Consider the following 13,236-nt stretch of genomic DNA (forward strand, 5'->3'; position numbering starts at 1 on the left):
ATGGCTAAAGCCTCATTACTTGAACGCCAGCGGGTTCGCGCCCTGCTGGCGCTGTTGTCAGGTGCCGGCGGGACGCTGGCGTTCTCGCCCTACGACTTCTGGCCCGCGGCCATCGTCTCCCTGTTCGGCCTGCTGGCCGTTACCCTCAATCGCACCACCAAACAGTCCGCCCTACTCGGCTTTGTCTGGGGCTTCGGGCTGTTCGGCAGCGGCATCAACTGGGTGTATGTCAGCATCGCCGATTTCGGCGGCATGCCGTTCGCCGTCAACGTCTTCCTGGTGGTACTGCTCGCCGCTTACCTGTCGCTGTACACCGGGCTGTTCGCCGGGCTGCTGACGCGCCTGTGGCCGGCCACCAGTTGGTGGCGGCTGGCCATCGCCGCGCCGGCGCTGTGGCAGGTGACCGAATTCCTGCGCGGCTGGGTGCTGACCGGCTTCCCGTGGCTGCAGTTCGGCTACAGCCAGATCAACGGCCCGCTGAAGGGCATCGCGCCGCTGCTGGGTGTTGACGCCATCACCTTTGTGCTGATGGCCATCGCCGGCCTGCTGGTGTACGCCGTCAATCAACGGCGCCTGTCGGCAGCCGTGATCGCCGCCGCGCTGCTGCTGTTGCCGTGGCCGCTGCGCCAGCTGCAGTGGTTTACCCCGCAGCCGGAGAAAGCGGTGAACGTCGCCATGGTGCAAGGCAACATTCCCCAGTCAATGAAGTGGGATCCGAGCATTCTGCTCAGCACGCTGCAAACCTATCTGGACGAAACCCGCCCCTACATGGGCAAGGCACCGATCATCATCTGGCCAGAGTCCGCCATCCCTGACTTCGAGCCGCGTCAGAACGGCTTCCTGATCATGATGGATGACCTGATGCGGGCGAAGAACAGCAGCCTGATCACCGGCATCGTCGATGCGCGCGCCACCCCACAAGGCGTGCAGGAATACAACAGCGCCATCGTGCTGGGCGAACCGACGCCGTACAGCTACCCGGCCAAAGATCGCTACAACAAGCATCACCTGGTGCCGTTCGGCGAGTTTGTGCCGCTGGGTGAACTGCTGCGCCCTATCGCGCCGTTCTTCAATCTGCCGATGTCCGGTTTCAGCCGCGGCGACTACGTGCAGCCGCAGCTCAGCGTACGCGGCTACAACCTGACGGCGGCCATCTGTTACGAGATCGTGCTGGGCCAGCAGGTGCGCGATAACTTCCGCCCGGACACCAACTTCCTGCTGACCATCTCCAACGACGCCTGGTTCGGCCACTCCATCGGCCCGTGGCAGCACTTCCAGATGGCGCGCATGCGGGCGCTGGAGCTCGGCCGGCCGCTGCTGCGCAGCACCAATAACGGCGTCACCGCCGCGGTGGATGCCAACGGCGAGGTGATCGCCGAGATCCCGCAGTTTACCCGCCAGGTGCTCGAAGTGAAGGTCACGCCGACCACCGGCGTCACGCCTTATGCGCGTTTCGGCGCCACACCGCTGTGGGTGATTACCCTGCTGCTGGGCGGCTGGGCGCTGATGTTGGGCTTGCGCCGCAAATAATCCTCTTCGCCGGGGCGCGCCCGCCGCGCCCCGCGTTCCCGTCAATATCCCCGCCTCAGTCAGAAAACGTCGTTAAATCAACGCGGCTGGCACACTCCTTGCTTTTATCTATGGCGACATCGCGCGCCGGTTTACTTTTGCTGACGTTTTGTCGCACCTGCGCACATTTTGGGTGCATTAAGCGCACCGCGCGGGTGCGCCGACGTTTTGTTGCATTGATTTGGTGCGCGCGGCGTCTCAAAAAATGAAACATTTTAGTTTCAAGGTGTTCACAATCGGTTATTTTTTAACAGCGTTCAGTTCATAAGACTATCTTTATAACTTGAGCAATAAACAGTCGATTTAACCTGACGCTCTTTAGTCAGAGCCACAACAACAGCAAAGGAGTTGGACCATGCAAATGCGTAAATTGGCGTTATCGTTACTGCTGCTCGGTGCGGCAGGTAGCGTGGCGCATGCGGAAGACCTGACCGGTACGCTGAAGAAAATCAAAGACAATGGCGTGATCGTTGTCGGCCACCGCGAATCGTCAGTGCCGTTCTCCTACTACGACAACCAACAAAAAGTTGTGGGCTACTCTCAGGACTACTCCAACCAAATCGTTGAAGCCGTTAAGAAAAAGCTGAATGCGCCGAATCTGCAGGTGAAAATGCTGCCGATTACCTCGCAGAACCGCATCCCGCTGCTGCAAAACGGCACCTATGATTTCGAGTGCGGATCCACCACCAATAACCTCGAGCGCCAGAAACAGGCCGCCTTCTCCGACACCATTTTCGTGGTCGGCACCCGCTTGCTGGTGAAAAAGGGCTCCGACATCAAAGATTTTAAAGACCTGGCCGGCAAACCGGTGGTGGTCACCTCCGGCACCACCTCCGAAGTGCTGCTGAACAAGCTGAACGACAGCGACAAGATGAACATGCGCATCATCAGCGCCAAAGACCACGGCGATTCCTTCCGCACGCTGGAAAGCGGCCGCGCCGTGGCCTTCATGATGGATGATGCCCTGCTGGCGGGCGAACGCGCCAAGGCCAAGAAACCGGATCAGTGGGAAATCATCGGCACGCCGCAGTCGAAAGAGGCCTACGGCTGCATGCTGCGCAAAGACGATCCTGAGTTTAAAAAGCTGGTCGATGACACCATCGCCCAGGCGCAGACCTCCGGTGAAGCGGCCAAGTGGTTTGAGAAATGGTTCAAGCAGCCGATTCCACCGAAAAACCTCAACATGAACTTCGAACTGTCGGACGACATGAAGCAACTGTTCAAAGAGCCAAACGACAAAGCGTTGAACTAAATAGAACAAAAGCCGGCGCGGCCGCCAGGCCAAACCGGCCCAGTTGATGACTGGGACAGACAGGAATGAGGGGGGCCGTTCCCCTCCCTCATTTTCCCCAAGGCGCATCACCGACACCCGTACACAACAAGCCAGCCAGACTGGCCGCACGGCGATCGGCGCTCATCAAGTCATCAATCTTCGGCGCCCTGCGCCCGTTTATCGGAGTTTGTTATGTCAATAGATTGGAACTGGGGTATCTTCCTGCAGCAGGCCCCGTTTGGGAACACCACTTACCTCGGCTGGATCTGGTCCGGCTTTCAGGTCACGGTGGCCCTCTCCGTCTGTGCCTGGATTATCGCTTTCTTCGTCGGTTCACTGTTCGGTATCTTGCGTACCGTGCCCAACCGCTTTCTTTCCACCCTCGGCACCTGTTACGTCGAACTGTTCCGCAACGTGCCGCTGATCGTGCAATTCTTTACCTGGTATCTGGTGATCCCCGAGCTGCTGCCGGCCAATATCGGCACCTGGTTCAAAACCGAGCTGGATCCCAACGTGCAGTTCTTCGTCTCTTCCATGCTCTGCCTGGGGCTGTTTACCGCCGCCCGCGTTTGCGAACAGGTGCGCGCCGCCATTCAGTCCCTGCCGCGCGGCCAGAAAGCCGCCGGGCTGGCGATGGGCCTGACGCTGCCGCAAACCTACCGCTACGTGCTGCTGCCGAACGCCTACCGGGTGATCGTGCCGCCGATGACCTCGGAGATGCTCAACCTGGTCAAAAACTCCGCCATCGCCTCCACCATCGGCCTGGTGGACATGGCCGCACAGGCCGGCAAGCTGTTGGATTACTCCGCACACGCCTATGAATCCTTTACCGCCATCACGCTGGCTTATATCGGCATCAACGCCGTTATCATGCTGTTTATGCGTCTGGTCGAAAAGAAAGTGCAGTTGCCTGGCAACCTGGGGAGTAAATAATGTACGAATTTGACTGGGCGTCGATCGTCCCAAGCTTCCCTTATCTGCTGCAAGGCATGGTGATCACGCTGAAGATCACCGTGACCGCCATCGTGGTCGGCATCCTGTGGGGCACCGTGCTGGCGGTGATGCGTCTGTCGCCGTTCAAGCCGATAAGCTGGTTCGCCACCCTGTACGTCAACCTGTTCCGTTCGGTGCCGCTGGTGATGGTGCTGCTGTGGTTCTATCTGGTGGTTCCAAGCTTATTACAACAGGTTCTAGGGCTGTCGCCGAAAACCGATATTCGCCTGATCTCGGCTATGGTAGCCTTTTCCCTGTTTGAAGCGGCCTATTACTCGGAAATCATCCGCGCCGGTATCATCAGCATCTCGCGCGGCCAATCCTCCGCCGCGCTGGCGCTGGGCATGACCCACTGGCAGTCCATGCGGCTGGTGATCCTGCCGCAGGCGTTCCGCGCCATGGTGCCGCTGCTGCTGACCCAGGGCATCGTACTGTTCCAGGATACCTCGCTGGTTTACGTACTGAGCCTGGCCGACTTCTTCCGCACCGCGTCGACCATCGGCGAACGCGACGGCACCCAGGTTGAAATGATCCTGTTCGCCGGTTTTGTCTATTTTGTTATCAGCCTCGCCGCCTCTGCGCTGGTAAGCTATTTGAAGAAAAGGACTGTTTGATGATATCCCTGAAAAATGTTTCCAAGTGGTACGGTCACTTCCAAGTGTTGACCGATTGCACCACCGAAGTGAAAAAAGGCGAAGTGGTCGTCGTCTGCGGTCCTTCAGGTTCCGGCAAATCCACCCTGATCAAAACCGTCAACGGCCTGGAGCCGATCCAGCAGGGAAGCATCCTGGTGAACGGCACCCCGGTCAACGACAAGAAAACCAACCTGGCGCAGCTGCGTGCCAAAGTCGGCATGGTGTTCCAACACTTTGAGCTGTTCCCGCACCTTTCTATCATCGACAACCTGACGCTGGCGCAGGTGAAAGTGCTCAAGCGCGACAAGACCGCCTCACGCGAGAAGGGCCTGAAGCTGCTGGAACGCGTCGGCCTCTCCGCCCATGCCAACAAGTTCCCCGGCCAGCTGTCCGGCGGCCAGCAGCAGCGCGTCGCCATCGCCCGCGCGCTGTGCATGGATCCTATCGCCATGCTGTTCGATGAACCGACCTCGGCGCTCGATCCGGAAATGATCAACGAAGTGCTGGACGTGATGGTCGAACTGGCGAACGAAGGCATGACCATGATGGTGGTAACCCACGAAATGGGCTTCGCCCGCAAGGTGGCGAATCGGGTAATCTTTATGGACGAAGGCAAAATCGTCGAAGACCGCAACAAAGACGATTTCTTCAACAACCCCGAGTCCGATCGCGCCAAGGACTTCCTGGCCAAGATCCTGCACTAAACGCTCTCGATGCGCCCCGCCAGGGGCGCATCTTTTCTCCCGGCACTAAAAGCGCTTGTTTCTCCCCGGTTTTGATCCGATGCTCGCTGGATAACAAACAGAGGAGAAAGAACATGCCCCGCCCTATTATCATCGATTGCGATCCCGGCCTCGACGACGCCATCGCGCTGGCCATGGCGCTGCGTTCGCCGGAGCTGGACGTCAAAGCCATTACCACCTCCGCCGGCAACCAGACGCCGGAGAAAACCCTGCATAATGCGCTGGGCCTGCTGACCCTGATGCAGCGCGAGGACATACCGGTCGCCGCCGGCGCCGACGGCCCGCTGATGCGCGAGCTGGTGATCGCCGACTATGTCCACGGCAAAACCGGCATGGGCAACACCCACCTGCCGACGCCGACCCTCAAACCCGATCCCCGCGGCGCCGTCGAGCTGATCGCCGACCTGCTGCGCGCCAGCCCACAGCCGATAACCCTGGTGGTGACCGGCCCGATGACCAATATCGCCCTGCTACTGGCCCAGCATGCCGAGTTGAAAAGCCGCATCGAGCGCATCGTATTCATGGGCGGCGGCATGAACGCCGGCAATACCACGCCGGTGGCGGAGTTCAACATCTTCGTCGATCCCGAAGCCGCCGAAATGGTGCTGAAATCCGGCGTGCCGCTGACCATGGCCGGGCTGAACGTCACCCATCAGGCGCTGGTGTTGCCGCAGGATATCGAGCGCATTCGTCAGATAGACAATCCGGTCGCGCAGGCGGTCGCGGAGATGCTCGATTTTTACCTGCCGCTGTACCTCAGCCATCCGCGCGGCCTGCCCGGCGCAGCGATGCACGATCCCTGCACCATCGCCTGGCTGCTGGCGCCACAGCTGTTCACCGGCGTTGAACGCTGGGTCGGCGTGGAGACCAAAGGGGAATACACCGTCGGCATGACGGTGGTGGACTATTTCCAGCAAACCGGCAACGCGGCCAACGTGGAAGTGCTGACCGGCATCAACCGCGAGGGCTTTATCGATCTGCTGGCCGAGCGCGTAGCGCGTTATTGATCCTATCGGGGCGCGCTCGCGCCCATCATTCAACTTTTTTGATTTAACTCAGCGAACTTTTGCGCTATCACTGTTCATGGCTTGCCTCTACCATGCATTTACACCGACTGACATCGTTACCGATTAGCCTTCGCCTGGAGATAAGCCAATGAGCCGCGTACTGGTCCTGAAATCAAGCATTCTGGGTGAATATTCCCAGTCTGGAAAATTAGTCGATTTTTTTGTTGAACAATGGCGTGAAACTCACCCTGAAGACACGTTCACCGTGCGCGATTTGGCCAACCCAACGCTGCCGGAGCTGGATGGTGAAGTGATGGCCGGCTTTACCGCCGGCGACAAACCGCTGACGCCGCATCAGCAAAGCACCCTGGCGCTGTCCGATGAGCTGATTGCCGAGCTGAAATCGCACGACACGCTGATCATCAGCGCCCCGATGTACAACTTCAACATCCCGACGCAGCTGAAGATCTACTTCGATCTTATCGCCCGCGCCGGCCAGACGTTCCGCTATACCTCCGCCGGCGCCGAAGGGCTGGTGACGGGCAAGAAAGCGATCGTCATCTCCAGCCGCGGTGGCATCCACGCCGACACGCCGACGGATCTGATCACACCGTACGTGAAGTTGTTCCTGGGCTTTATCGGCATCACCGACGTTGAATTCGTGCTGGCGGAAGGCTTCGCCTATGGCCCGGAAGCGGCGGAGAAAGCCGCCCAGGACAGCCGCATCGCAGTCGTGCAGAAAATCCCGGCCGGCGTCGCCGTACCGGCCAGCGCACCGGCGCAGGCGGACGTTGCCCCGGCAACCGTCAGCGGCGGTTTCCTGAGCAACCTGCTGAAGAAACTGTTCCGTTAAACGCCGGCCTTAGCGTTCCCCGCCCTGGCGGGGAACGTCATCAAGGTTCAAACGGCCGGCGCTGGAACTGGTCGTGACCGCATTTCGGGCAGAGCGGCAGCACCTCCGGCGTGTAAAACGCCAAATGGTAGTGACACTGCTCGCACACCAGATTGCCCAGCCCCACCACTTCACCGCTGTGGTAAACGCCGTGGTGGCTGACATCCTTGAACACCTCGCGCCACTCCAGCTGGGTTTTGTCGGTGATATCCGCCAGTTCCTGCCACAGGCTCTCTTTGATCACGCGCATAAACACGCTGTCGGTAAACTCGTCCCGGCTCTCCTGATAGCTGCGAGCGAACTCCTCCAGATCGCGCCGCACCGCCTGCGTCACCTGCCGCACTTCATCGCGGGTCAAATCTTCGGCCTCGTTCAAGCGCCGCTCCGCGCTGGCCACCAGTTCATCGATATCGCGTTCGCCGTTTTTCAGGCGTTCGCTCAGCGATGCCACCAATTCGCGATAATACTGAGCAACCTTGTTCATAGACTCTCCTCGATAAACGCTGCGCCGGACTTGGCTGTAGGGATCCCCCCTAAGCTACTTGTTCTTATTTTAGCCGTAAATGACTGATGTCACTTGGCAAGACGCGGGATCCGCAGGTTGTGAGCCGCGTCATGACGGCGTTTTTTTTAAATGCGCCGAGTCAGGCGCTTGGAGTTGTTGCCGGGAGGTCTTATCAGCTATGCTATGCGGATCTACGAATACTAAATGTTCATTGCGTTGCCTCTGACCGGGGCAACGGTTTACACCTACAGGACCACCGGCCGCCATGCAAGAGCAATACCGTCCAGAAGACATAGAATCGAACGTACAGCTTCACTGGCAAGAGAAGCAGACTTTCAAAGTTACCGAAGACGACAGCAAGGAAAAGTACTACTGCCTATCCATGCTGCCTTACCCGTCCGGCCGACTGCACATGGGCCACGTTCGTAACTACACTATCGGCGACGTGATCTCGCGCTATCAGCGCATGCTGGGCAAAAACGTACTGCAGCCGATCGGCTGGGATGCGTTCGGCCTGCCGGCGGAAGGCGCAGCGGTGAAAAACAACACCGCGCCGGCCCCGTGGACCTACGACAACATCGAATACATGAAGAACCAGCTGAAACTGCTGGGCTTCGGCTACGACTGGGATCGCGAAATCGCCACCTGCCAGCCGGAATACTATCGCTGGGAACAGTGGTTTTTCACCAAGCTGTATGAAAAAGGCCTGGTCTACAAGAAGACCTCGGCGGTGAACTGGTGTCCGCACGATCTGACCGTGCTGGCCAACGAACAGGTTATCGACGGCTGCTGCTGGCGCTGCGACACCAAGGTCGAGCGTAAAGAGATCCCGCAGTGGTTCATCAAAATCACTGCTTACGCCGATCAGCTGCTGAACGATCTGGACACGCTTGAAAGCTGGCCGGAGCAGGTGAAAACCATGCAGCGCAACTGGATTGGCCGCTCCGAAGGCGTGGAAATCACCTTCGACGTGGCGGACAGCGAAGAGAAGCTGACGGTTTACACCACCCGCCCGGACACCTTCATGGGCGCCACCTACGTGGCGGTCGCCGCGGGCCACCCGCTGGCGCAACAGGGCGCGCGCAACAATCCGGCGCTGACCGAGTTCATCGACGAATGCCGCAACACCAAAGTGGCCGAAGCCGAAATGGCGACGATGGAGAAGAAAGGCATGCCGACCGGCCTGTTCGTGGTCCACCCGCTGAGCGGCGAGAAGCTGCCGGTGTGGGTCGCCAACTTCGTGCTGATGGAATACGGCACCGGCGCCGTGATGGCGGTACCGGCGCACGACCAGCGCGACTGGGAATTCGCCACCAAATATGATTTGCCGATCAAACCGGTGATCCTGAACCTCGACGGCAGCCAGCCTGACGTGAGCGCCGAAGCGATGACCGACAAAGGCGCGCTGTTCAACTCCGGCGAGTTCGACGGTCTGGACAATGAAGCGGGCTTCAACGCCATCGCCGACAAACTGGTCGCCAAGGGCGTAGGCCAGCGTAAGGTTAACTACCGTCTGCGCGACTGGGGTGTCTCCCGTCAGCGTTACTGGGGCGCGCCAATCCCGATGGTGACGCTGGAAGACGGCACCGTAATGCCGACGCCGGAAGACCAGCTGCCGGTGATCCTGCCGGAAGACGTGGTCATGGACGGCATCACCAGCCCGATCAAGGCCGACCCTGAGTGGGCGAAGACCACCGTCAACGGCCAGCCGGCGCTGCGCGAAACCGACACCTTCGACACCTTTATGGAGTCCTCCTGGTACTACGCGCGCTACACCTGCCCGCAGTATGACCAGGGCATGCTGGATCCGGCCGCCGCCAACTACTGGCTGCCGGTCGATCAATATATCGGCGGCATCGAGCACGCCATCATGCACCTGATGTACTTCCGCTTCTTCCACAAGCTGATGCGCGATGCGGGCCTGGTGGATTCCGATGAGCCGGCCAAGCGCCTGCTGTGTCAGGGCATGGTGCTGGCCGACGCCTTCTACTACACCGGCAACAGCGGCGAGCGCGTCTGGGTATCCCCGGTTGACGCCACCGTCGAGCGCGACGACAAGGGCCGCATCATCAAGGCTACGGATCCGCAAGGCCGTGAACTGGTCTATGCTGGCATGAGCAAAATGTCGAAGTCGAAGAACAACGGCATCGACCCGCAGGAGATGGTGGAAAAATACGGCGCGGACACCGTGCGTCTGTTCATGATGTTCGCTTCACCGGCAGAAATGACGCTGGAGTGGCAGGAATCCGGCGTGGAAGGGGCTAACCGCTTCCTGAAACGCGTATGGAAACTGGCCTACGATCACGTGGAAAAAGGCGCGGTGCAGCCGCTGGACGTGGCGTCGCTGAACGAAGATCAGAAAGCGCTGCGCCGCGATCTGCACAAAACCATCGCCAAGGTGACCGACGATATCGGCCGCCGTCAGACCTTCAACACCGCAATCGCCGCCGTGATGGAGCTGATGAACAAGCTGGCCCGCGCGCCGCAGGAGAGCGAGCAGGATCGCGCGCTGCTGCAAGAAGCGCTGCTGGCCGTGGTGCGCATGCTGTATCCGTTCACCCCTCACGTGTGCTTCACCCTGTGGCAGGCGCTGGGCGGCGAAGGCGACGTGGACACCGCGCCATGGCCGGTTGCCGACGAACAGGCGATGGTCGAGGACTCCAAGCTGGTGGTGGTGCAAGTGAACGGCAAGGTTCGCGCTAAAATCACCGTATCTGCCGATGCGACCGAAGAGCAAGTGCGCGCGCGCGCTGCCGAAGAGCATCTGGTGGCTAAATATCTGGACGGCGTCACGATTCGCAAAGTGATTTACGTTCCGGGCAAACTGCTTAACCTGGTTGTGGGTTAACACAAGGAGGAGTTGTGCGACAACGTATTCTGACGCTGTTGCTGGGGTTGGCGGTGTTGGTCACCGCCGGCTGCGGTTTTCACCTGCGTGGCACCACGCAGGTGCCTAATGAAATGAAAACGCTGATCCTGGACAGTTCGGATCCTTACGGGCCATTGACGCGCGCGGTGCGTGAGCAGCTGCGTTTGAACGCCGTGACCATCGTCAGCGATCCGAAGCGTAAAGACGTGCCTTCCCTGCGCATCGTCGGCGCGACGGAAAGCCAGGATACCGCCTCGATCTTCCAGGACGGTAAAACCGCCGAGTACCAGCTGGTGCTGACCGTGCAGGCGCAGGTGCTGCTCCCGGGCCACGACCTGTATCCGCTGTCGGTGAAAGTGTTCCGTTCGTTCTTCGACAACCCGCTGACCGCGCTGGCCAAGGACTCCGAGCAGGAGATCATTCGCCAGGAAATGCGTGAGCAGGCGGCGCAGCAACTGGTGCGTAAACTGCTGACCGTGCATGCGGCGGAAGAAGAGAACCGGCAGAAAGCCGCTGCCGCCGGCGAACGAGCGGCAAGCCAAACCGCACAATGATCCGTATTTATCCGGAACAACTTGCCGCGCAGCTCCGAGAGGGGCTGCGCGCTTGTTATTTATTGAGCGGCAATGAACCGCTGCTGCTGCAGGAAAGCCAGGATTTACTCCGGCAGGCCGCGCAACAGCAGCAGTTCAGCGAGCACTACAGCATTTCCCTCGACGCCCATACTGACTGGGACGCCATCTTCGGCATCTGCCAGGCGATGAGCCTGTTCGCCAGCCGCCAGACGCTGCTGCTGATCTTCCCGGAAAACGGCCCGACGGCGCCGATCGGCGAACAGCTGACCAAGCTCGCCACGCTGCTGCACGAGGATATTCTGCTGATCCTGCGCGGCCCGCGCCTCACCAAAGCGCAGGAAAACAGCGCCTGGTTCAAGGCGCTCAGCCCGCACGGCGCTCTCGTCAGTTGCCAGACGCCTGAACAGGCGCAGCTGCCGCGCTGGGTCGCCGCGCGCGCCAAGTCGATGAAACTGGAGTTGGACGACGCGGCCAATCAGCTGCTGTGCTACTGCTACGAAGGTAACCTGCTGGCGCTGTCGCAGGCGCTGGAGCGGCTGTCGCTGCTGCACCCGGACGGCAAGCTCACGCTGCCGCGCGTCGAACAGGCGGTGAACGACGCCGCCCACTTCACGCCGTTCCACTGGCTGGACGCCCTGCTGGCCGGTAAGAGCAAGCGCGCCTGGCATATTTTGCAGCAGCTGCAGCAAGAGGACGTGGAGCCGGTGATCCTGCTGCGCACCCTGCAGCGCGAACTGCTGCTGCTGCTGACGCTGCAGCGCCGCATGGCTTCCGCGCCGCTGCGCTCGCTGTTCGATCAGCACAAGGTCTGGCAGAACCGCCGCCCGTTGGTGACCCAGGCGTTGCAACGCCTGTCCGGCCCCCAGCTGCAGCAGGCGGTACAGCTGCTGACGCAAATCGAGCTGACCCTCAAGCAGGACTATGGCCAGTCGGTCTGGCCGGAACTGGAAACCCTGTCGATGCTGCTGTGCGGCAAACCCCTGGCCACGAGTTTTAGCGATGCCCACTAACCCGGAACACCCCACCGTTTTGCACGCGCTGTTCGGCGGCACCTTTGATCCGATCCACTACGGCCACCTGCGGCCGGTGGAGGCGCTGGCCGCCGAAGTGGGCCTGAATCGCGTCACGCTGCTGCCTAACCATGTGCCGCCACACCGCCCGCAGCCGGAGGCCAATGCGCAACAGCGCCTGAAGATGGTCGAGCTGGCGATCGCCGGCAACCCGCTGTTTGCGGTCGACGATCGCGAACTGCACCGCACCACGCCCTCCTACACCATCGAGACGTTGGAAACGATTCGTAAAGAGCGTGGCGCCGCCCAGCCGCTGGCGTTTATTATTGGCCAGGACTCGCTGCTGACGCTGCATAAGTGGCACCGTTGGCAGGCGCTGTTGGACGTCTGCCACCTGCTGGTGCTGGCGCGCCCGGGCTATAACGATCGCATGGACACGCCGGAACTGCAGCAGTGGCTGGAACGCCATCGCACCGCCGACCCGGCGCTGCTCAGCCGTCGCCCGCACGGCCATATCTATTTGGCCGATACGCCGGAGCTGGAAATTTCAGCCACCGAGATCCGCCAGCGCCGCCATCAGGGCCTCAACTGTGACGACCTGCTGCCGCGCCCGGTGCAGCGCTATATCGAGTTGCAGGGTTTATATCGCTAGTGAAAGGTGCGTGATATACTGCGCCGCTATTTTTCAGGTATCCGCTGAAAACCCCGGAAACCTTAGCTGGCCGGGCAGTCACCAGTTAGCTGGCTTTCAGCGGCAGCCTGCCGAAACCATTATCCGGTTACGCCGCGGCGCGCGCATTTTGCCCGCCGCAGCCGACTGAACAGAACACACCCGAGGGGGAACCTTTGCAAGGTAAAGCGCTCCAAGATTTCGTCATCGATAAAATCGATGATCTGAAAGGCCAAGACATTGTCGCTCTGGACGTCCAGGGCAAATCCAGCATCACCGATTGCATGATCATCTGCACCGGCACCTCAACGCGCCACGTGATGTCGATCGCCAGCCACGTGGTGCAGGAATCCCGCGCCGCGGGCATGGAGCTGTACGGCATGAAAGGCCAGGAAGCCTCCGACTGGATCGTGGTCGATCTGGGCGAAGTGATCGTGCACGTGATGCAGGAAGAAAGCCGTCGCCTGTACGAGCTGGAAAAACTCTGGAGCTAAG

The 13,236-nt window shown here is 60.3% G+C and carries 13 protein-coding genes; 12 read left to right on the plus strand and 1 reads right to left on the minus strand.

Features of this window, described 5'->3' with window-relative positions:
• The 7 genes from lnt (at nt 1) to L085_RS22465 (ending at nt 7,073) form a co-directional block, all read left to right on the plus strand.
• The gene (lnt, locus tag L085_RS22435; protein ID WP_044031767.1) at nt 1–1,530 is read left to right on the plus strand and encodes an apolipoprotein N-acyltransferase; all 1,530 of its coding nucleotides are present in this window, start codon (nt 1–3) and stop codon (nt 1,528–1,530) included.
• A 394-nt stretch (nt 1,531–1,924) separates the two neighbouring features.
• Nucleotides 1,925–2,821 carry an amino acid ABC transporter substrate-binding protein gene (locus L085_RS22440; RefSeq protein WP_004939976.1) on the plus strand — a complete coding sequence of 299 codons (897 nt, stop codon included), beginning with the start codon at nt 1,925–1,927 and terminating at the stop codon, nt 2,819–2,821.
• A 213-nt stretch (nt 2,822–3,034) separates the two neighbouring features.
• Nucleotides 3,035–3,775 carry an amino acid ABC transporter permease gene (locus tag L085_RS22445; RefSeq protein WP_004939979.1) on the plus strand — a complete coding sequence of 247 codons (741 nt, stop codon included), beginning with the start codon at nt 3,035–3,037 and terminating at the stop codon, nt 3,773–3,775.
• Entirely contained in the window at nt 3,775–4,449 is a 675-nt protein-coding gene (gltK, locus tag L085_RS22450; protein ID WP_004939982.1) for a glutamate/aspartate ABC transporter permease GltK, read from the plus strand. The genes L085_RS22445 and gltK overlap by 1 nt, the downstream gene beginning before the upstream one ends.
• The gene (locus L085_RS22455; RefSeq protein ID WP_004939983.1) at nt 4,449–5,174 is read left to right on the plus strand and encodes an amino acid ABC transporter ATP-binding protein; all 726 of its coding nucleotides are present in this window, start codon (nt 4,449–4,451) and stop codon (nt 5,172–5,174) included. The genes gltK and L085_RS22455 overlap by 1 nt, the downstream gene beginning before the upstream one ends.
• 113 nt (nt 5,175–5,287) lie before the next feature.
• Nucleotides 5,288–6,220: a pyrimidine-specific ribonucleoside hydrolase RihA gene (gene rihA, locus L085_RS22460; protein WP_044031768.1), complete on the plus strand. Its 933-nt coding sequence runs from the start codon at nt 5,288–5,290 to the stop codon at nt 6,218–6,220.
• A 148-nt stretch (nt 6,221–6,368) separates the two neighbouring features.
• A complete protein-coding gene (locus tag L085_RS22465; RefSeq protein WP_015376942.1) occupies nt 6,369–7,073 on the plus strand; it encodes an FMN-dependent NADH-azoreductase in 705 nt (234 codons plus the stop codon).
• A 40-nt stretch (nt 7,074–7,113) separates the two neighbouring features.
• Here the strand turns inward: L085_RS22465 and L085_RS22470 are convergent, their stop codons facing one another.
• A complete protein-coding gene (locus tag L085_RS22470) occupies nt 7,114–7,596 on the minus strand; it encodes a zinc ribbon-containing protein (RefSeq protein WP_004939988.1) in 483 nt (160 codons plus the stop codon).
• Nucleotides 7,597–7,882: 286 nt separating this feature from the next.
• Here L085_RS22470 and leuS point away from each other — a divergent pair, with 286 nt between their 5' ends.
• The 5 genes from leuS (at nt 7,883) to rsfS (ending at nt 13,235) form a co-directional block, all read left to right on the plus strand.
• Nucleotides 7,883–10,465 (plus strand): leucine--tRNA ligase, encoded by a 2,583-nt coding sequence (gene leuS / locus L085_RS22475; RefSeq protein WP_044031769.1) that lies wholly within the window; start codon nt 7,883–7,885, stop codon nt 10,463–10,465.
• Between the two features lie 14 nt (nt 10,466–10,479).
• A complete protein-coding gene (gene lptE / locus L085_RS22480) occupies nt 10,480–11,040 on the plus strand; it encodes an LPS assembly lipoprotein LptE (protein WP_015376940.1) in 561 nt (186 codons plus the stop codon).
• Nucleotides 11,037–12,071, plus strand: coding sequence for a DNA polymerase III subunit delta (gene holA / locus L085_RS22485; protein ID WP_033633934.1), 1,035 nt, complete (start codon nt 11,037–11,039; stop codon nt 12,069–12,071). Before lptE ends, holA begins: the two co-directional genes overlap by 4 nt.
• On the plus strand, nt 12,061–12,723 hold the full coding sequence (gene nadD, locus L085_RS22490; protein ID WP_015376938.1) for a nicotinate-nucleotide adenylyltransferase: 663 nt from the start codon (nt 12,061–12,063) through the stop codon (nt 12,721–12,723). The genes holA and nadD overlap by 11 nt, the downstream gene beginning before the upstream one ends.
• A 194-nt stretch (nt 12,724–12,917) precedes the next feature.
• Nucleotides 12,918–13,235: a ribosome silencing factor gene (gene rsfS / locus L085_RS22495; protein WP_015376937.1), complete on the plus strand. Its 318-nt coding sequence runs from the start codon at nt 12,918–12,920 to the stop codon at nt 13,233–13,235.
• Nucleotide 13,236: the final 1 nt, after the last annotated feature.

Source organism: Serratia sp. FS14, assembly GCF_000695995.1.
GTDB classification, from domain to species: Bacteria; Pseudomonadota; Gammaproteobacteria; order Enterobacterales; family Enterobacteriaceae; genus Serratia; species Serratia nematodiphila.

Bases quoted from the DNA above. Each gene is read 5' to 3' on its own strand.
- L085_RS22445 (WP_004939979.1), top strand. From the start codon at position 3,035: ATGTCAATAGATTGGAACTGGGGTATCTTCCTGCAGCAGGCCCCGTTT.
- gltK (WP_004939982.1), top strand. From the start codon at position 3,775: ATGTACGAATTTGACTGGGCGTCGATCGTCCCAAGCTTCCCTTATCTG.
- lnt (WP_044031767.1), top strand. From the start codon at position 1: ATGGCTAAAGCCTCATTACTTGAACGCCAGCGGGTTCGCGCCCTGCTG.
- L085_RS22465 (WP_015376942.1), top strand. From the start codon at position 6,369: ATGAGCCGCGTACTGGTCCTGAAATCAAGCATTCTGGGTGAATATTCC.
- rihA (WP_044031768.1), top strand. From the start codon at position 5,288: ATGCCCCGCCCTATTATCATCGATTGCGATCCCGGCCTCGACGACGCC.
- L085_RS22440 (WP_004939976.1), top strand. From the start codon at position 1,925: ATGCAAATGCGTAAATTGGCGTTATCGTTACTGCTGCTCGGTGCGGCA.
- nadD (WP_015376938.1), top strand. From the start codon at position 12,061: ATGCCCACTAACCCGGAACACCCCACCGTTTTGCACGCGCTGTTCGGC.
- L085_RS22470 (WP_004939988.1), bottom strand. From the start codon at position 7,596: ATGAACAAGGTTGCTCAGTATTATCGCGAATTGGTGGCATCGCTGAGC.
- holA (WP_033633934.1), top strand. From the start codon at position 11,037: ATGATCCGTATTTATCCGGAACAACTTGCCGCGCAGCTCCGAGAGGGG.
- leuS (WP_044031769.1), top strand. From the start codon at position 7,883: ATGCAAGAGCAATACCGTCCAGAAGACATAGAATCGAACGTACAGCTT.
- L085_RS22455 (WP_004939983.1), top strand. From the start codon at position 4,449: ATGATATCCCTGAAAAATGTTTCCAAGTGGTACGGTCACTTCCAAGTG.